Consider the following 18,077-nt stretch of genomic DNA (forward strand, 5'->3'; position numbering starts at 1 on the left):
TCCTGCAACGCGCCCTGGCTTACGCCATCTGCCACGCAGACTGATGGCCAAAGTCGAGCTTAGGGCCTCAACCACCTTGGAGATGTTAAGGGAGAGGAGTTCGCGCCCTTGACGGGAACCTGTCAGAAGGACTGAACCTTGGGCAAAAAGGTAGCCCGCATCGACAAACACGGCAGAGCGCTGCATGCCAAGCCCTTAAATGACTAAGGGCGCCCGCAGGCGCCCTTGAGTACTATCGCGCTTGACGTGCGTAATCTCCGCCCCGCGCTACAAATCGACATATAGGGTACTTTCGTTTGAGCGTCAAGGGGAGAGTGGAGCGACGTGCTCCACTCTCCAAGCCGGCTTCGACAGTCAGTCGCTCATGTTCACGGTTCGCCGGTCGCCAGCAGCCCGCGCAGGCTTGAAGACGCGGCGGAACAGCCGCTTGAACTCCCCCCAATTATCAGAGGCTTGCATAAGTCCGATCACCTTTGAGACATGCTTCTCCAGGTGAGGGTTACCAATGTCCTCGGTCAGGAACTGGTGGTGCTTAAACCGACGCCGCCTGGTGGTGGGATCCACCGGGTTATGGGTGCGCAGTTCATCCACAACACCAAGCGGGAGGCGGTCATAGACCAGAGCGTTGGTCAGTCGGCCCACGTATCCCGGCTTGCCCCGGCTGGTCGGATCAAGCTTCCAGCCGAGCAGGCGGTACATCTCCTGATAGAATTCCAACGGGAACCGCTGCGTCCACGGCAGCCATTCCTTGGCGATGTAGGCCTCCAAAATGCTCCGCAGGGCGGTGCGGTCCCGGATCTCCTGGTACCCGGTTGCTTCGTCCACCAGGGCAACGATGCCGACACGGGCTAAGCCCCGCATCAGGATCTCGGCCCGCTGAGCAATGCCTTCCTGTTGCTTCTGCAACTTCCCGTCTGACCGGGCGGCCAGGATGGCCTCGCAGAGCTCGACGAGGACCTGGGCATCGTAGCCGTATGCCTTACCGGTCGGCGTGAGAAAGACGATCGGATTGGAGATCTGATCCCGGAGCTCCTCCGACACATAGGGGCGGAGGCGTTCTCGAGACACGAAAAGTTCGAATCGGTTCAGGCCCGGCACCTCCGAACCACCACGCGCCATCGAGAGGCCATCGGACATGCCGGACACCGTCAGCACCCGGCGCTCGTCGTCGAGCACGTAGGCTGGGATGGCAATGTTTCCGATCTGAAGAGGCCGCTCGTTAGAGCCGCAGATCGCCTGAGGCAGCTTTTCCCGACTGGGATCGGCTTTTGCCCACCTTGCCTGGGCGCCTGCGGTGGCAATCGCGCGCCGGGCCGTGGGCGACAGCACCTTGGCACGAACGACACCGCCCTTTTTCTGGGACTCGGACATGCTGGTTCCTATGCTTGCTGAGCAAGCACTAGACCAAGCATGCTTGCTGAGCAAGCACTAAACAGGATGCTTGCTCAGCAAGCTTCGGAGGGGGGCGCAATGAGGACGCCGAGAGCCAGGGCGACTTTCATGCGTCCGACGCTTGCATCCGATCTGATGGTATATATATGCTATATAGAAATTCTATCCGCCTTGGTGGCTGTGGTTGAGGAGTGGCGTCATGGCATCCCTCTTACTTCGAAACGTGGTGGGCTTCTTCAGCCGTGAGTTGAAGGTGCGGGCCGCCCAGAGTGGCCGAACGGCGGAAGAGGAACACCGGCGCATCCTGGAGAGCGCGCTCACGGAGCCGACCGGGCCTGAGCGGCAGCGCTATGCTGTGGCGAAGCGTCTCAACAAGCTGGTGCAGATGCTGAACGGGGGAGATCGTGGCCGGTCCGGAATAGATATCCCGCGCATGGCAGAACTCCTCGGCCTGAACACGGCGGGTGGGTTGGAGGCCTACTTTCACGCAGAGGATGAGGCGCCCTTCGATCTCCTGGACCGGATTTCCAAAACCTTCGGCCTGAATCCGGAATGGCTTAAATTCGGGCGTGGTGAAACTTTTAATCTTAGGCAGCGCAGCCTCCGTAGTCTCCACCTTCCAGGCGAGCAGGGGCCTGAAAATCCAAGTTTGGATTACATTGTGAAAACGCTGAATCCTCAGAACATCTTCTTCGTGCGGAGCCTGGGAGATATCGGACAAGCTACCGTGATTTTGCAGACATCGGCCTGGAGGTATGAGGGCTTCTATGACGACTGGCATGTGAGCAACCGTGTTGGTGCCAGCGGGGAAAGGCAGCTTTTCGAGCTGTGGGAGCTTCTCAAGACAATCGAAAAAAATTTCGATATCAGACGCCGGACGTTCGGCCGTGATCTGCCGGAGGATGTTTATCATTCTTTGCGGCGCGGCGAGGTATTCCCGGGTGCGGTGTTGGACCAGCCGCATTACCAGAGCTTCTGGCAAGAAGACTTTACAGATGCGTATCAGACCATGCCGATCGCACGCGATTGCGACGATGCCGACGCATCAGGAAATGGAAAAGGCTACGCTCATTACGGAAAAGGCTTCCAGTCTGCGCAAGCGACCGTAAGGAGTCTTCTAGACATGGAGAAAGAGAAAGGTCAGTCGACGCCGCGTTGATGCCTTGCGCCACCACCCTGGTGCAGCACGACAGCACGCGCAGGAGGCGCGACCATTGATGAAGAGCCTAGTAGCGGCGGCCCTGCTCGCCGCCTCCGCTGGCGGCGCGCTCGCGCAGACGGCGACCTTCGACATGACGCCTGACGCCTTCAAAGAGCGCCTCAACCGGGCGCTGCGGGCTGACGGCGGGGACCCCATCCGATCGTGCCAGACGGCCCGCAACGTGCAGACCTGCACGTTCGGAGACCGGGCGTTTCAGCAGTCCGTCGCCGCGATGAAGGAGATGAACCTTCTCAACGGTCGCTTCAATCTTCGCACCAGGCTCCTCATCGAAACCAGCGGTGGCAAAGTGGCCGGGATTCGGCTGACGGGCTCTCGGGAGGAGATGGCGAACATGATGGCGTTCGTGAGCCTCTTCATGAACGCGCTCATGACCATGGATCCTCGCATCACCGCGGACGACACCAAGCGCGAGGCGGACACCTTCGGCTTGATGCGGGGCGACGCCGCCCCGGACATCGGCCGCGAGCGCGTGGACATCCGGCCCTACGCCGCCATCACCTGCCTCAACCAGCCATCCCGGATCTCCATGCGGGTCCAGTGCGACCTAACGCCCCGGTCCTAATCGCCGTTTCCCCAGCACGAAACCCGTTGGTCAGGGGGACAAGACCAAGGGTCTGACGGATGCATCTCTAATGAGTTGTTTGGATCAGGCCCGCCGGTAATAGGGGTCACCTGACCGTTTGCTCAAAACTGCACGCTAAGCGGCTCGGAGGGTGAACGGCTCGGGAACTGCTCGAAGCGGGCGCAGCCCATCCGCAGGTCGTGTGGTGTTCCAGTCGTAGTCCCCGGTCAGCGCGATGTGCTCCCAGCCGAGTGGGGCGACGTGGGCGAGCAACTCGTTGGGCACGCTGACGCCCTGTGACCGGAGGTGCCAGACGGCCTAGTCGAGGTAGACGGTGTTCCAGTGTGTACCGCCCGCGGTTGTTGAGACACCTGAGTGGAGTCTATGCGGCAAGAGCTGCGGGTGAAAGCTGATCCTGGCGGACAGCGTCCGGCGTTCTGAAGCCGTGGCGTTCGATGAGCCAGGTTGAGTTGTAGGTGCGCCAGAACTCGAGGAGTGCCTGGCGGAGTTGCTCGACGGTGTCGAAGGTCTGCACCCAGAGGAGGTTTTCCTTCAGGTTGCGGATGAAGCGTTCGGCGCATCCGTTCCCCTCGGGTGCCCGCACGAAAGCGGGTGAGCTCTCGATGCCGAGGAAGGTCAGCTCGCCCTGGAACGCGTCGGACATGTACTGGCTGCCGTGGTCATGGCGCAGCGAGAGGCTCCCCGCGATGCCCTTGGCGAAGCCGCCGAAATGCTGGCGCACGCCCTGCCTGAGGGGCTCCAGCGCTTCGAAGCGGGTGCCGCGCCGAGCCGCGTGGATGCCGACGCACCCGGCGCTGTGGTGATCGATGGCGACGAACACCGCCGCCTGACCTTCAGCCGTCCAGGTGGTGGTCATGTCCGTGCCCCACATGATGTCCACCGCGTCAGGGATGATGGTGCCGTCGTGGTTGCGAGGCCCCCGCGGGCTGCCCACCCGGCACGGGGCGAGCAGGGCGTGCTCGCGCATAAGCCGAAGCACCCGCCGCCGGGAGGTCCGGACGCCCTGAAGGCGCAGCCTTGCCCAGACCTTGCGGGTGACCCTCGCCATGAAAGGGGCTGGCCACGAGGACGGCCCGGATCGTCTCCAGCAGCGCCTCATCCGGCATCGGCCCGACCGGCCCCGGTCGCCTGGGTGGCTCCGTTTGGGGTGGCCAACGGTGCCGGTAGATCGTGGCCCGGGCTGCGCGCCAGACCTGGCATACCCGGGCCAGGCCATAGAGCCTGCCGCTGCTGGGCGAGAGCGTCAGGCTCATGGCCGTGACTTCCGCCGGACCAAAGGGCGGCCACCCTTGAGGGCCGCGACCTCGGCCTCCAGCAGCTCGCGCTCGAGCAGCATCTCGCCCAGCCTGGCTTTGAGCCGCTCGCTCTCCAGCGCCTCGCCGTCACTGGGCCGCGTCGCCAGGCTCGCCTCGCCAGCCGCCAGGAAGGCGTCGCGCCAGCCGCTCAGCGTTGCGGCCGTGACACCCAATGCCCGCGAGACCGTCTCCAGGTCCTCGCCCCAGAGCAGCCGCAGCACCGCATCCCGCTTGCGCTGCCCGTGGCATCCGGCCGCCACGCCCAGGACCAGCGGCATCCACCATTTCTGTCGTCATCGTGCACCCCGTCTGCGGATACCGTCCGCTTGCGGGGTGATGCTCCTATGTCGGTCAAGCGGTGCTTGCAGGCGTGTCGGCCCGGGCTGGTGCGACGCAGAGAAGGCCAAAGATCTCCCGGGCGACATAGCGCTTGAGGCAGCGGACGATCTCGCGCGTACTCCTGCCCTCCGCGGTGCGACGGCGGACGTATTCGAGGGTGGGCTGGTGGCCGCGCATTGGGTGAGAACGACCCGATAGAGGGCGGCATTGGCCTGGCGGTTGCCGCCGCGATTGAGACGGTGGCGGTTGGTCTTGCCGCTCGAGGCCGGGATAGGACATGCGCCACACAGCTTGGCGAAGGCGGCCTCCGAGCGGATCCGCTCGGGGTTGTCGCCGACGAGCAGTAGCATTTCGGCGGCTGTGCCCGCGCCGATCCCGTGCGCTTGGACAAGGTTGGGCGCACGCTGCTCTGTGAGGCGCCCGAGCTCGATGTCCTGGGCCTTGATCTCCTCGTCGAGTGCCAGCCAGCGCCGGGCGAGTGCGCGCAGGCCGAACTTGGCCGACGCCGTGGTCGAGGTCAGCGGGCCGGGGCGCAGGGCAGCGAGGTGGCGGACGAGCGACATCTTGCCGCTTAATCCCTGAACCCGTTCGCGAAGCGCCGATGGAGCGCCAATGATCAGGGCTTTGAGGGTCACCATGGCTTGCGTCCGCGCCTTGACCGCCCCGTCGCGAGCGGCCTTGAGATGCCGGATCATCTCCGCTGTGCCGGTACCCGACTTGGGCAAACCAGCCGCCTGTCCACCCAACACGGCGCGGGCGGCGGCCTCGGCGTCGAGCGGGTCGCTCTTGCCCTGCTGGCGCCGGAGCTGCCGGTCGGGACGATTGACCTCCAGCACGGCGTGGCCTTGCGCGCGCAGGAAGCGGGACAGGCCAGCACCATAGGAGCCCGTGCCCTCGATGCCGAAGGCGCGGACAGCCCCAAGTGAGCATGCCCAGACCTCCAGCTCCCGGTACCCTTTGGCACCCACTGGGATCGTCGTGACGCCGAGGCGCGCGCCGAGCTCGTTGATCGCCACGGCAGCATGGACGTGTTTATGGGTGTCGACGCCGACGATGACCTCGCGGGAACGAAGAGCTTCGCTCATGGGAAGGGCCTCCTGACGGGTTGAGGGGCCCGACGGTCCCGCGAGCGGACAGGACTGTGATGGGATGGGCGGCCTCAAGCTCCTATGAGGTCACATCCCGCTCGACCGCCAGGTGCCGCCCGGAAAACCGACAGATCACCCCAACGACACGAGGTCAGTCTCATTCCGGGTCAGGCCTTCCGGGCGGCACGAACACTCTCACAGTCTCGATCAACCGTGGAGCGGAGGACTTGGTAGTACTCCCTGACAGCGACTTCTGCGGCGCGCTTGATAAAAAGGATGCTGAAGGCGACGATGTGCAAGCCTGCGAGAGTTTCGCGGTAGGCATTCGCCGGCGCGGGCAAGCCTACGAAAGTGGGGACAGATTAAGCGCATTCAGAAACTCAAACCGCTGCGCGCTCAGAGAAGTCCACCCACTCGGGCCTTGCTCCATCACAACCCTTAACAACAAAGGCTCCTCTCCATGCCGACACAGACGACAACAAGCGGCTACGACGTCGCGACAACGGCAGTCCTCCCCGAAGGCGCCCCCTCGCTCCCGTCACGCATATCTTGGGGCGCGGTGATTGCCGGTGCCGTCGTGGCGCTGACGATCGGACTGATGCTGAACGCCCTGGGTGCCGGGATTGGGGCCACCACGGTCGATGCCGCTGCGCGAGATACGCCCTCCGCCTCCTCCTTCGGGATCGGTGCGGCCATCTGGGTGCTGGTCTCCAACCTGATTGGGCTGGCCGTTGGCGGCTATGTCGCGGCCCGGCTGTCGGGCACCTCGGACAATACCGATGGCACGCTGCACGGCCTGGCGGTGTGGGGCACCACCTTCCTGATCTCGGCGGTGCTGCTGGGCAACCTGGTTTCCGGCATCGCCTCCACTGCCGCATCCGGCGCCTCCAGTCTGGTGAGCAGCGTCGCGAGCGGGGCTGGTTCAGCGGTGTCCGCCGTCGGCCAGCAGGCAGCCAACCGGACAAGCACCAGCACGCTGCAGAACGCGGCCCAAGGCCTGGTGGACCGGGTGCAGGGCGCTCTCAGCGGTGGTGGGGCTCCGGCCAGCATGACCTCGGATCAGCGCAAGGCCGAGATCGCCACGCTGGTAACCCGGCGGGTGACCGATGGCCAGCTTTCGGCCCCCGACCGCGACCGCCTGAATGGACTGGTCGCGGCCGAGTACAACCTCAGTCCGCAGGATGCCCAGGCCCGGGTGCAGCAGGCTGAACAGCAGGCCACCCAGGCGGCACGGCAGGCTGAGGAGAAGGCGCGCAGTGCGGCCGACGCCGCTGCCTCCGGAGCCGCCAAGGCTGCCTTTGCCGTCTTCGGAATCATGCTGCTAGGTGCGATCGCCTCGGTGCTCGGCGCCCGCCGCGGCACCCGTGACCTCCTGACGATCCGAAACACCCGTGTTGCCTGATCGGTCTCCCTCTATTTCCAGTGCCGGGTTGGGACCGGGTTTGGATGACCGCCTCGCGCTCGGAACGACCGAGGAGGTCATCCCGCTGGTCGAGGAGGTTGTCCGTCTCGGCAAGCGGACTGTTGAGACCGGTCGCGTCCGGGTCTCTCTGACCACCGAAACGGTCGAGGAGATCCTCCGCGAGACCCTACGCAGCCGGCGCGCCGCGATCGAGCGCGTGCCTGTCGATCGTGAGGTGAGCGAGGTTCCGGCAACCCGCCAGGAGGGCGACGTGATCATCGTCCCCGTGGTCGAGGAGGTGCTGGTGGTCGAGAAGCGGCTGGTTCTCCGGGAAGAGATCCATCTGCGCCTTATCGACAGCGAGGAACACGTGGCACAGCCTGTCAAGCGACGGGTGCAACGTGCCGCGGTTGAAAGGTTGACCCCGGGACAGGTGAGTTCGCCTTCCGAGAGGGTCAACCAAAATACCAACATCAAAGGAGATGAATGATGACGCGCACCATTACCGCCATGTTCAGCAATCGAACCGCTGCCGACAGGGCCGTCAGCCAGCTCTCCCGCGAATTGGGCCTCGAGAGCGGCCAAGTTCGGGTGCACGCCGCCGAGGCGGGTTCGACCGGTGTGGCTACCTCCGGAGCTGCCACGGAGGACACAGGCTTCTGGGCCTCGCTGAAGGACCTCTTTGTTCCCGACGAGGACCGCTCGGCCTACGCTGAGGGCATCCGCCGCGGCAATGTCGTGGTCTCGGCCGATGTCGACGAGGGTATGCTCGACCGGGCCATGGACATCCTGGAGCACAACGGCGCCGTGGACCTCGACTCTCAGGAAGCCGAGTGGAAGCAGTCCGGTTGGACAGGTTACCAAGCTGGCACCGCGACTGGTGCTGCGGTTGGGACTTCTCCATCCATGCCTGGCTTGGGCGTGGTCGCGACTGGCGCCGCTGCGACGACCAGCACGACATCCACACCTGCTGCTGCTTCGACCACAGCTCGTACCGGGGCCGAGGAGGTGATCCCGATCGTCGAGGAGCAGATCCGGGTCGGCAAGCGGGATGCCGAGCGTGGCCGGGTGCGGGTGCGCTCCTATATCGTGGAAACACCGGTCACCGAGCAGGTGACGCTGCGTGAGGAGCACGTGGACGTGCAACGGCGCGCCGTGGATCGGCCGTTGACCGATGCTGATGACGTCTTCCGCGAGCGTGTTATCGATGCCACTGAGCACGCCGAGCAGGCAGTGGTGGCCAAGGAAGCCCGGGTCATCGAGGAGGTGGTGATCCGCAAGGACACAACCGAGCGGACCGAAACAGTCCACGACACCGTGCGTCACACCGAGGTCGAGGTGGACGACACCACGGGTACCAAGGGCACGGTAGCGGGCAGCGTCAGCACGACTGACACCACAAGCAACCCGCCCGGCACGGCGGCAAGCCGTGCCGTGGACAAGACGTTGGGTACCAACATTAGCGGTGCCAACCCCACCAAGCGCTGAAGGCTTTCGGTTTGATTAGAGACGGGGCGGGGCAGTGCCTCCGCTCCGTCTTATCTGAATCGATCGGGCGTGATCAGGTGGTTCCGTGCCGACGCAGATGGCGCCGGAGTCAAGGAAGCTCCAACCATTGAACAGACTGAAGCTGGTAATCGGCACGAATGCCGTCGCGTTGTTCGGCCGCACGGGATGAGTTGCTTCAACCGCCGTGCCCAACCTCGAGATCGGCATCAAGCAGATGCCTGCTTCAGGCGGCTTCGGTGTGGACATCTGTTGACCACAGCGATCCACCATCGGTGACGTAGTCCCACACGTCGGGACGCTCATGCCGCATACGCCCCAGCACCTGGCCCACAGGAGCCCAGCAAGGTTGACGCAGGCCGTGGTGCTCGACGGCCGGCCCGAGCGGTTGGAAGTGGATGCCGCTGCCACGGAGAAGGCGAAGCAGCGTATGCTCCATCACGGCACACCAGTGCTGGATGCCCATCTCAGCGCTTAGCTGGACCACCCCGCGCATGAGACCGAGGCGGAGTGGAATGCCATCAACGTTGACGTCGCGAAGGCTCTTCGAGATGGCGAAGCGGCTGATCTCGCCCGTACGGTGCCGTGGCACCGACCGAGTGACGGCGCGCTCGCAAAGACTGTCCAAGGGAAGCCCGAGGCCAAGACCAGTAGACGAAGAAGCGATGATCCGTACCGTGCCGACAAGACGTCCAGTACTACGCTGGGTCAGCAGCGCGTGGCCGGCGCGCAGGTCGAAGCAGTCGGTTTCCAGCGTGCCCTGGCTGGGCTCGTAGCCGCGCTCCGTACAATAGACCTGATGCCGCAGACGATAGGCAGCGCGGAGTTTCTCCGGGGTGTCGGCAATCGTGACCTCAAAGGCCCGGGCTGCGTCCAGAAGTCCACTGCGCGCTGACGTCATTATCTGCCTCGTTTCCTCACGGCCGCGTGATGAAACCAGAACTGCATCTATAGACAAGGCAAAGTTGAAAATCTCGGCGAATCCGGAAGCTTTCGTTCTGTCGGAAAGAACATGGGGTTAAAACTAAGCAAAATATTCCTGCGTGCCGTTGGAGCGGTCCCTTGAAGCCAGAACCGCCCACCTGAACTTATGGATGTACAAGGTATAAATTATTCTCTCCTAAGCTGCTTCCGGATCCGCTGGCTCAACAAAGCATTGCGGCTGCATACTGCGCTGCAGCCACCCCTCGCCCCCCAAGAGACGCCCCGTTGATGTTCTGAAGGAAACAACCCCAGCACCCCCCCGTGCTGGTCTTATCCTACAGAGTTCACCCGCCCAGGCCTGCGCCGAACCACGCAAGTTGTTCCGCAGCCCCGACCTCACGTGGAGGATCCAAGCAAAGTGTCATGGGAAGGATCGAGCGCCCTGGTGTGGGACGCCGAACGCTTGCGCATCGCGACCGACGCGGCCGGAATCGCGCTCTGGTCGTGGAACGTCGACACCGACGAGATCGCCCTCGATGAGCGCGCCCACAAGTTGTGGGGGGTGCGGCGGGACGGCCCGGTCACCTTCGAGGAGCTGTCCCGCCGTATCCACCCGGCGGACCTGGAACGAGTTCGAAAGACGTTCCAGTCGACCCGAACGATGGCCGGGCCCTACGAGATCGATTTCCGCGTCCTACACAACGATGCAGTGCGCTTCATTTCCGCACGCGGTCAGGGTGACGACATCGGCATCGTTGGCCGCATCATGTTCGGGGTTTTCCTCGATGTCACGGAGCGTAAGCAGGCCGAGGAGGCACGGGAGATGCTAGCCGGCGAGATGAGCCACCGGGTTAAAAACCTGTTCTCCATCGCCTCGGCCCTGACCTCGATCGCGGCGCGCTCGGCGGCAACGACCACCGAGATGGCGCGGGATCTGACCCAGCGCCTGACCGCGCTAGGGCGAGCCCATGATCTCGCCCGCCCTGCTCCTGGCCAGACAGCGGAGAAGGCAGCACTCCTGGGTGATCTCCTGGCTGCCCTGCTGGCACCCTACAGCGACGATGCGGCCGCGAGCGGCCGTGTTCGGGTTTCCGTGCCTGAGGTGCGCGTCGGGGGTACGTCGGCCACGACCCTCGCCTTGGTTGTTCATGAACTGGCGACCAACTCGATCAAGTATGGCGCCCTGTCAGTCGCCAGCGGCACGTTGGACGTGCGGTGCACCGCCCAGGACGGCGAGATGGTAGTGGTCTGGACTGAGCAGGGCGGCCCACCGGTGACGGCTCCCATGGACACGATAGGCTACGGCAGCAAGCTGGTCACTCGGAGCATGTCGGGTCAGCTGGGCGGTGCCATTACGTTCGACTGGCCGGCAAGCGGCATGGTTGCCACCCTGCGGATGAGCAAGGCACGCCTGGCCGTCTAGATGGACGGGCGTGGCTCTACGACCCCACGGTCAAGTGCCTCAAGGTGTCTATAACAGCCAGAAGGTCGTAGGGCTTACCCATGACAACCATCGGCGGGTCTAAACCCCGGAGGCGGCTCACCAGGTTCTCCGCGTAGCCCGACACCATCAGCACCGGAAGCTTCGGATAGCGGCGCCGGGCGTGCTCGGCCAGGGCCACGCCGTCGAGGGATCCCGGCATGCGGACGTCGGTAAACAGCACATCAAAGCCGTCAGGACCGTCCAGCAGCCGGGCGGCCTCGTCGCCGTTCCAGGCTTCGATCACCTCGAAGCCGTGTTCCTGGAGGAACTCCTCCGTGATCAGCCGGATAAGACCCTCGTCTTCCACCAGCAGAACCCGCACCGCCCCCATCTCGTTCATCCACCGCTTTGCGGTTTTGCCTCACCTCGGCTTGGAGGGGTTAACCCTGAAGTGGAACCTCCGTTGCTGCGAAAGATTCTTAATACTAGGATTGATACAAAGCTCCTGATCTTGAGGCATCATGGCTGCTCGCGGTTTAGTCGCGTCTGCTCGGGTGATCTCTCAGTTCCACGCCACCACCAAGCCGACTCCCAACATGTGTCACTCATGGCCGAGAACAAAACCACCGGACGGAAGCATCAAGAGCGCCTGCAGTCCGGCCCGCTGTTTGACGAGGTCGGCCAGGTTGTAGCGGTCCAGCACCGCCATGAACGCCTGCCGCGCTTCATCCAGCACGCTGCGCAGGCCGCAAGCCGGCACGATAGGGCAAGGCAATCCTGCTGGAGCTTCAGCCGAGGCAAAGCAGGGCACCAGGGCCATGTCGGGCTCCGTATGTCGGACCACCGCGCCCAGCCCGATCTCCCGTGCGGGGCGGGCCAGCCGCAGCCCGCCTCCCTTGCCCCGCACCGTCGCGATGAAGCCCGCTAACCCAAGCTGGTGTGCCACCTTGGTGAGGTGGTGCTGCGAGATGCCGTAATGGTCGGCCACCTCGCCGATGGTGGCCAGTCCCTCATCCTTCACGGCAAGGTAGATCAACATGCGGAGCGAATAGTCCGTGTACACCGTCAGGCGCATCGCTTCTCCTCCAACCAAGCCTGCATAAGATGCATAGCTGATCCAGCATTTGGAAGGGACAGCATAAGCTGTATGACACGTATACCTTTTGTGCGGGCTGGCAGTTACCGGCCGCTTCAGGAGGAGCTCTCATCCATGCTGTCCGACCAGCAGCGCGAGATCATCAAAGCCACCGTTCCCGCCCTCAAGGCACATGGTGAGACGATCACCCGCACCTTTTACGGCGCCATGCTCACGGCGCATCCCGAACTCCTCAACCTCTTCAATCCGGCCAACCAGCGCGGTGAGGGTGGTCAAGCCCGCAGCCTCGCCGCCTCTGTGCTGGCTTATGCCGAGAACATCGACCGGCTCGGCAATCTCGGCAGCATGGTCGAGCGCATTGCCACCAAGCATGTCAGCCTGGAGATCCGGCCCGAACACTATCCCATCGTCGGCCATTACCTGCTCGGTGCCATCGCCGAGGTGCTTGGCCCGGCCGCCACGCCCGAGATCCTGGATGCCTGGGGCGCCGCCTACGGTCAGCTCGCCGAGGTGATGATCGGGCGCGAGCAGGCCCTCTACACCGAGACCTCGACCCAGCTCGGCGGCTGGACCGGCTTCAAGCCGTTCCGTGTCACGCGCAAGGTGCCGGAAAGTCAGGTGATGACCTCCTTCCACCTCGTGCCCGCCGACGGTGTGCCACTGCCCGCCTTCAAGCCCGGCCAGTACGTCTCGGTGAAGATCCGTCCGCCCGGCAAGCCTTACGAGCAGATCCGCCAGTACAGCCTGTCCGATGCCCCGGATGGCCGCCACTACCGCATCAGCGTCAAGCGGGAGGATGCGCCGGAAACGGAGCAGGATGCTCCGGAAGGACTGGTATCCAACTTCCTGCATGAGGCGGTGCAGGAGGGCGACACCCTGCTGGTGCACGCCCCGGTCGGCGACTTCGTGCTGGATGAGACCAGTGAGCGCCCGGTGGTGCTGATCAGCGGCGGTGCTGGCATCACGGCCGTGCTCGCCATGCTCGAGCACCTCGTCGCCCATACCAAGCGTGAGGTCGTGTTCCTCCACGGGACCCGCTCCCGCGCGCAGCATTCCTTTGCCGGGCGGGTGCGCGAACTGGCGCGCCAGCGCCCGGGTGTTCGCAGCGTCATCCTTTACGAAGCAATCGGCCCGGAGGACGTGCAGGGCGAGCACTATGACACGGTTGGCCGCACCACGGCCGAGAGGATCCGGCAGTACCTGCCGGCCGGTGACGCCGACTTCTTTTACTGCGGCCCGATCGGCTTCATGACCGCGGCCGAGCAGGCGCTGGACGAACTCGGCGTGCCGCTTGCCCGCCGGCACAGCGAGGCCTTCGCACCCGACCCGTCCTTCGTTACCGGCTCGCCCGATGCTAGGCTGCAGGGGCAGGCCGCGTAGTGACCATGCCCCAGGAGTGAGTCGGGCCGAGGAAGGGCTCTCCCGCTTCCTCGGCCCTCCCATAGGGAAGTTTGGACAGCAAACTTCAGGGGCGCATCACCAGCACGGAACCCGCGACGAGCACCCATTCCATGCCTGTCCACAGTTAGGCAGCCAGGGTAGCGTGGTCCTGGGTGGTGCGCATGGTTGCCAGGAACTGTTCCACCTCGTTGTGCAAGGTGCTGGAGATGCTGGCGACCTCGTCCGCGGAACCCAGCACCGTCCTGCTGGTCACCTGGGTTCCTTGAGCCGCAACCGAGGCGCCACGCATCGCGCGGGTTGCTCCGTCAGTTGTCTCGGCCACCTGCTGCACCTGGACGGCGATCTCGCGCGTCGCGGCGCCCTGTTGTTCCACGGCCGCCGCGATGGCGCCCGCGACCTCGCTGACCTGATCGATGGCCGTGGCCACCCCGCGCACAGCCTCTACTGCCTCACCCGTGGCGGCTTGGATCGCGGCCACCTGCTCGCCGATCCGTCCGGTGGCCTGGGCTGTTTGTGCCGCCAAAGCCTTGACCTCGCTTGCCACCACCGCGAAGCCCTTGCCAGCCTCGCCTGCCCGTGCGGCCTCGATGGTGGCATTCAGGGCCAGCAGGTTGGTCTGCCCGGCGATGTCGGAGATCAGTCGCACCACCTCACCGATCTGGCTGGCCGCCTCGCTTAGTCCGCGCACCGTGGCGGCGGTGACGCGCGCCTGCTCTACTGCCGATTGCGTGCCCTGAGCGGCATTCGCCACCTGACGGGAGATCTCACCAACGCTGGCGGTCAGTTGCTCCGTGGCGGCCGCCACGGTCGCCAGGCTCTGCGATGATGTCTCGGCATCGGCGGCGGTGTTCGTCATGTCTGCCCGCGTGCGCTCAGCGGCTTCAGCCATCTGGCCAGCGGCACCGCGCATGTCCTCGGCGGAAGCTCCGAGCCTGACCAGCACACCCGACACGGAGGTGCCGAAGTCCCGCGTGCAGCGCTCCATAGCTTCCTGGCGGCGATCGCGCGCGGCGCGGTCAGCCTGGACCTGAGCCTCCAGACCGCGTCCCTGCAACGCACTCTCGCGCAGCACCTCAATGGCGCGGCCGATCTCGCCCAACTGATCGGTCCGTTTGGCGCAGGGCGCCGGCCGGTCAAGGTCACCAGAGGCGATCCCACGCACCGCCTGGGCCAGGGCGTGGAGTGGCCGGAGCGAGGAGCGCAGCGCGTACCACCGCAGGGCTCCGACCACGAGGATGACGATCAACCCGGCAAGCAGGCTTTCCCGTACAATTTTGCTCATCGTGGCCTCGACGCCGGTCAGCGGCACCCCGACGTAAAGGATGCCGATCCGCTCGCCTGCCGCATCGCGGATTGGCTCGTAGATCGTGAGGTGGGGAACACCCAGGATCATGGCTTCACCGCGGTAGGTTTCCCCCCGCCCGATCACCGCGTCGCGTGCGGGACCCGGCCCGAGCCTGGTGCCGGTCCCACGGGTACCATTAGCCGCCACGACATTGGTGAGGATGCGGGTGTCGTTGGCAAAGATGGTGGCGTTGCCTCCGGCCAGTTGCCGCACCCGGTCTACCAGCTCGTCGCGGCCCTCGATCGCTTGGCCGCCCAGGGTCAGGCGTCCCTCTCGCAGCTGCCACTCGCTGCCCAGAGGACGCAGGGCGTCCCGGAGCACGGCGAAGTTAGTGGCCAGTGCCTCCTGGGCCGACTGCATCTGCGCCTCGCGGACGTTGCGCAGCGTCCAAACCTGCACCGCGGCGACGGCAACCACGATGGCCAGGAGCGAGGCCACAAGCAGGCGCGGAACGATGCCAATGTTCTCCGCACGGTTCCGTAAGGAATGGAATGGTCGGGCAAGACCGATCACACCACGGGGTTCCGAGCTGGGCTGAGCAGTAGGCATGAAGGGGGTTCCTGGACTTTTCCGGGGTGAGCCGGAGCCAAGATGTGATCGCAGTGTTAATATATTGTTGAATGTCCGAGCATAATGGTCGGGAATAGGAACGCCGAACCAATCTGACGCCTTGCTTTGTCGGTGGCTCTGCCGAAGCGCCTTGTTCCCCATCCTGCTCCAGCCTGGGGTGATACGCCATTACCGGCCTGGGGCATCCAGAAGTTCGCGTACCTTGGTTGTCAGGGCCGTGGCCGTGTAGGGCTTGCCCAGGAAGTGGATACCGTCATCCAACTGGCCGTGATGGATGATCGCGTTTCGGGTGTACCCCGTGGTGAACAGCACCTTCAGATCAGGTCGCCGTGCTCCGGCCGCGTCGGCCACCTCGCGCCCGTTCATGCTTCCTGTCAGCACCACATCGGTGAACAGCAGTGCGACCTCCGGGTGCGCATCCAGTAGCGCGAGCCCCGATGGTCCCTCCGGCGCTGCTACAACCTGGTAGCCGGCTTCTTCCAGTGCCGCGACAGCGAAGTCGCGCACCATCTGATCGTCCTCGACCACCAGAACGGTCTCACCCCGTCCAGCAGGGAGAGAAAGCTCGGATGGCTTTGCGGCAGAAGGGGTGCTCTCGATGACCGCCTGCCGCAACCGCGGGAGATAAAGCTTGACGGTGGTCCCCTGCCCCAACTCGCTATAGATCGCGACGTGCCCACCGGACTGCTTGGCAAAGCCATAGACCTGAGAGAGCCCGAGGCCCGTCCCCTTGCCGATCGGCTTTGTCGTGAAGAATGGCTCAAAGACCTTCGCCACGACATCGGGCGACATGCCCATCCCCGTATCAGAGACGCAGATCGCCACGTACTGGCCTGAACAGACCTCCTGGCGGGAGACGGCATAGGCCTCATCCAGATAAGTGTTGCTGGTTTCGATGGTGAGCTTGCCACCTTTGGGCATGGCGTCACGTGCGTTGACCGCGAGGTTCAGCAGCGCGTTCTCCAACTGGTTCGGGTCGGCCTGGGCGCGCCACAGCCCGCCGGCCAGCACGGTCTCAATCGCGACGTCCTCGCCAAGCGTGCGGCGCAGCAGGTCCGACATGCCGGAAACCAGCCGATTCGCATCGACTGGCTCCGGCGCAAGGGGCTGCTGGCGCGAGAAGGCGAGCAGGCGTTGCGTCAGTGCGGCGGCACGCCGGGCGCCTTCGAGCGCTCCCGCGATGGCCTGCACGACGCGGTTGTCCCCGTCCTCACCAAGGCGGCGCCGCGCCATCCCCAGATTGCCCACGATGACGGTGAGAAGATTGTTGAAGTCGTGCGCTACCCCACCGGTGAGCTGTCCGACCGCCTCCATTTTTTGCGCCTGGCGGAGTTGTGCCTCGGCACTTTCGCGCTCAGCCGCGGCCGCGATAAGATGCTGGTTGGCTTCGGTCAGCTCAAGCGTGCGTTCAGCCACTCGCGCTTCAAGTACCTCGTTGAGGTTGCGCAACTCCTCCTCGCGCCTGCGCAACTCAAAGGATGCGGCGGCGAGAGCCTCACCAGCCCGCGCTGCCTCCCGAACGGAGGTCACGACCGGTCGGACTTCCTTGCCCCGGCCGAGAGCGAGGGCTTGTTCAGCCAGTGTCTGCAGCGGTGCCGCGATCCGCCTTCCGAAGACGAGCGCGAGCAGGAGCGACAAGACGGCGAGCGCCACGCCCACCCCACCGAGGATCCAGAGCGAGCGTCGCAGGGGGGCGGCAAAAAGCCGATCGGGTACGCCAACCGCGACGCGCCAACCCGAGACTTCGGAGCGCGAGTACGCACCAAAAATACGAGCCCCATCGGCCGTGGTTCCGCGCCACGTCCCCTCGCGCCAGCGGGTATTCTCCAGGAGGTCACGCGTGGCTGACTTGCCAACGAACTCCTCGTGTCGGTCATTGCGGGCAACGATCAGGCCATTGCCATCGACCACGGCCACGATCCAACCAGCAGGTGGCCTTTGATCCAGGATGACCTGTCGGATGCGCTCCACCGGCAGGCTTAGGCTGAGGATATCGGGCGCATCGATCCCTTTCCGGGTAACCGGCACCTGGACGGCGAAAAGGGGCGTCCTGGCGACCGCACCGACGAACAGGTCGGAAACAACCGGGCGCCCGCTCCGCCACATCTCCGGCTCTGGCTCGGGCAGGTTCGCCTTTGGCAGCGGTGCGCCCCAAGGCGAGCGCACATTGACGAGTTGCTGACCCGTCCGGTCGCGCAGAACAGCCGAGATACCCAGGCGGTCCTGTATATCAACTGTCTTGCGGTGAAAGGCCGCCAGATCGCCCTCCTGCAGCGAGGCTGAAAGGGCAAGGACGTTGAGCGCTGACGCAAGGCCGGTCAGTTCGCGATCAAGAGCAACAGACGCAGCACGTGCCGTGTTCAGCGCCTCTCCTTCCAGGCGGTCGCGCTCGGCAACGGACACGCGCCAGAGCAGGGTGGCGACGAAGCCCAGGATCGGCAACGCGAGGGCTGCGGCCAGGGCCGCGAGATGCCAGCGCACCGGGCGACTA

14 protein-coding genes and 2 pseudogenes are annotated in these 18,077 nt (G+C 64.7%); 7 read left to right on the plus strand and 9 right to left on the minus strand.

What is annotated here, in order from left to right; genetic code table 11:
• Positions 1 to 354: 354 nt before the first annotated feature.
• A complete protein-coding gene (locus ACFFIC_RS18870) occupies positions 355 to 1,371 on the minus strand; it encodes a P63C domain-containing protein (protein ID WP_377053190.1) in 1,017 nt (338 codons plus the stop codon).
• Between the two features lie 220 nt (positions 1,372 to 1,591).
• Between ACFFIC_RS18870 and ACFFIC_RS18875 the strand changes: the two genes are divergently transcribed.
• On the plus strand, positions 1,592 to 2,551 hold the full coding sequence (locus ACFFIC_RS18875) for a FitA-like ribbon-helix-helix domain-containing protein (RefSeq protein WP_377053192.1): 960 nt from the start codon (positions 1,592 to 1,594) through the stop codon (positions 2,549 to 2,551).
• Positions 2,552 to 2,606: 55 nt separating this feature from the next.
• The gene (locus ACFFIC_RS18880) at positions 2,607 to 3,176 is read left to right on the plus strand and encodes a hypothetical protein (RefSeq protein WP_377053194.1); all 570 of its coding nucleotides are present in this window, start codon (positions 2,607 to 2,609) and stop codon (positions 3,174 to 3,176) included.
• Positions 3,177 to 3,311: 135 nt separating this feature from the next.
• Here the strand turns inward: ACFFIC_RS18880 and ACFFIC_RS18885 are convergent.
• The 3 genes and pseudogenes from ACFFIC_RS18885 to ACFFIC_RS18895 form a co-directional block, all read right to left on the minus strand.
• A pseudogene (locus ACFFIC_RS18885) lies at positions 3,312 to 3,518 on the minus strand (Tn3 family transposase); the annotation flags it as partial.
• Between the two features lie 40 nt (positions 3,519 to 3,558).
• A pseudogene (locus ACFFIC_RS18890) lies at positions 3,559 to 4,789 on the minus strand (IS3 family transposase).
• Positions 4,786 to 5,916 carry an IS110 family transposase gene (locus ACFFIC_RS18895; RefSeq protein ID WP_377053196.1) on the minus strand — a complete coding sequence of 377 codons (1,131 nt, stop codon included), beginning with the start codon at positions 5,914 to 5,916 and terminating at the stop codon, positions 4,786 to 4,788. The pseudogene ACFFIC_RS18890 and the gene ACFFIC_RS18895 overlap by 4 nt, the downstream one beginning before the upstream one ends.
• 463 nt (positions 5,917 to 6,379) lie before the next feature.
• On the opposite strand from ACFFIC_RS18895, the gene ACFFIC_RS18900 reads away from it, so the two are divergent.
• Genes ACFFIC_RS18900 through ACFFIC_RS18910 form a run of 3 tightly spaced genes read left to right on the plus strand, consistent with a single transcriptional unit; the run spans position 6,380 to position 8,809 of the window.
• The gene (locus ACFFIC_RS18900; RefSeq protein ID WP_377053198.1) at positions 6,380 to 7,321 is read left to right on the plus strand and encodes a hypothetical protein; all 942 of its coding nucleotides are present in this window, start codon (positions 6,380 to 6,382) and stop codon (positions 7,319 to 7,321) included.
• Between the two features lie 40 nt (positions 7,322 to 7,361).
• Positions 7,362 to 7,811, plus strand: a complete 450-nt coding sequence (locus ACFFIC_RS18905) for a DUF2382 domain-containing protein (RefSeq protein ID WP_377053200.1) — start codon at positions 7,362 to 7,364, stop codon at positions 7,809 to 7,811.
• Positions 7,808 to 8,809, plus strand: coding sequence for a YsnF/AvaK domain-containing protein (locus ACFFIC_RS18910; RefSeq protein WP_377053202.1), 1,002 nt, complete (start codon positions 7,808 to 7,810; stop codon positions 8,807 to 8,809). The genes ACFFIC_RS18905 and ACFFIC_RS18910 overlap by 4 nt, the downstream gene beginning before the upstream one ends.
• Positions 8,810 to 9,053: 244 nt before the next feature.
• On the opposite strand, the gene ACFFIC_RS18915 is transcribed toward ACFFIC_RS18910, so the two are convergent.
• Entirely contained in the window at positions 9,054 to 9,728 is a 675-nt protein-coding gene (locus ACFFIC_RS18915) for an N-acyl amino acid synthase FeeM domain-containing protein (protein WP_377053204.1), read from the minus strand.
• 468 nt (positions 9,729 to 10,196) lie between these two features.
• On the opposite strand from ACFFIC_RS18915, the gene ACFFIC_RS18920 reads away from it, so the two are divergent.
• Complete coding sequence (locus tag ACFFIC_RS18920; RefSeq protein WP_377053206.1) at positions 10,197 to 11,174, plus strand: sensor histidine kinase; 978 nt, start codon at positions 10,197 to 10,199, stop codon at positions 11,172 to 11,174.
• Between the two features lie 16 nt (positions 11,175 to 11,190).
• Here ACFFIC_RS18920 and ACFFIC_RS18925 read toward each other — a convergent pair whose 3' ends face one another.
• Both ACFFIC_RS18925 and ACFFIC_RS18930 read right to left on the minus strand, forming a co-directional pair.
• Positions 11,191 to 11,574 carry a response regulator gene (locus tag ACFFIC_RS18925; RefSeq protein ID WP_377053208.1) on the minus strand — a complete coding sequence of 128 codons (384 nt, stop codon included), beginning with the start codon at positions 11,572 to 11,574 and terminating at the stop codon, positions 11,191 to 11,193.
• A gap of 201 nt (positions 11,575 to 11,775) precedes the next feature.
• The gene (locus ACFFIC_RS18930; protein WP_377053210.1) at positions 11,776 to 12,249 is read right to left on the minus strand and encodes an Rrf2 family transcriptional regulator; all 474 of its coding nucleotides are present in this window, start codon (positions 12,247 to 12,249) and stop codon (positions 11,776 to 11,778) included.
• Between the two features lie 135 nt (positions 12,250 to 12,384).
• Between ACFFIC_RS18930 and hmpA the strand changes: the two genes are divergently transcribed.
• A complete protein-coding gene (hmpA, locus tag ACFFIC_RS18935; RefSeq protein WP_377053212.1) occupies positions 12,385 to 13,650 on the plus strand; it encodes an NO-inducible flavohemoprotein in 1,266 nt (421 codons plus the stop codon).
• Positions 13,651 to 13,795: 145 nt separating this feature from the next.
• On the opposite strand, the gene ACFFIC_RS18940 is transcribed toward hmpA, so the two are convergent.
• Both ACFFIC_RS18940 and ACFFIC_RS18945 read right to left on the minus strand, forming a co-directional pair.
• The gene (locus ACFFIC_RS18940; protein ID WP_377053214.1) at positions 13,796 to 15,529 is read right to left on the minus strand and encodes a methyl-accepting chemotaxis protein; all 1,734 of its coding nucleotides are present in this window, start codon (positions 15,527 to 15,529) and stop codon (positions 13,796 to 13,798) included.
• A 225-nt stretch (positions 15,530 to 15,754) separates the two neighbouring features.
• The gene (locus tag ACFFIC_RS18945) at positions 15,755 to 18,067 is read right to left on the minus strand and encodes a hybrid sensor histidine kinase/response regulator (protein WP_377053216.1); all 2,313 of its coding nucleotides are present in this window, start codon (positions 18,065 to 18,067) and stop codon (positions 15,755 to 15,757) included.
• Positions 18,068 to 18,077: the final 10 nt, after the last annotated feature.

This window comes from Muricoccus vinaceus, assembly GCF_042433125.1.
GTDB lineage: Bacteria > Pseudomonadota > Alphaproteobacteria > Acetobacterales > Acetobacteraceae > Roseomonas > Roseomonas vinacea.

What these genes read in the sequence shown, in the direction of transcription:
- ACFFIC_RS18895 (WP_377053196.1), bottom strand. Translation starts at nt 5,916, where the DNA reads ATGAGCGAAGCTCTTCGTTCCCGCGAGGTCATCGTCGGCGTCGACACC.
- ACFFIC_RS18925 (WP_377053208.1), bottom strand. Translation starts at nt 11,574, where the DNA reads ATGAACGAGATGGGGGCGGTGCGGGTTCTGCTGGTGGAAGACGAGGGT.
- ACFFIC_RS18900 (WP_377053198.1), top strand. Translation starts at nt 6,380, where the DNA reads ATGCCGACACAGACGACAACAAGCGGCTACGACGTCGCGACAACGGCA.
- ACFFIC_RS18875 (WP_377053192.1), top strand. Translation starts at nt 1,592, where the DNA reads ATGGCATCCCTCTTACTTCGAAACGTGGTGGGCTTCTTCAGCCGTGAG.
- ACFFIC_RS18910 (WP_377053202.1), top strand. Translation starts at nt 7,808, where the DNA reads ATGATGACGCGCACCATTACCGCCATGTTCAGCAATCGAACCGCTGCC.
- ACFFIC_RS18870 (WP_377053190.1), bottom strand. Translation starts at nt 1,371, where the DNA reads ATGTCCGAGTCCCAGAAAAAGGGCGGTGTCGTTCGTGCCAAGGTGCTG.
- ACFFIC_RS18930 (WP_377053210.1), bottom strand. Translation starts at nt 12,249, where the DNA reads ATGCGCCTGACGGTGTACACGGACTATTCGCTCCGCATGTTGATCTAC.
- hmpA (WP_377053212.1), top strand. Translation starts at nt 12,385, where the DNA reads ATGCTGTCCGACCAGCAGCGCGAGATCATCAAAGCCACCGTTCCCGCC.
- ACFFIC_RS18915 (WP_377053204.1), bottom strand. Translation starts at nt 9,728, where the DNA reads ATGACGTCAGCGCGCAGTGGACTTCTGGACGCAGCCCGGGCCTTTGAG.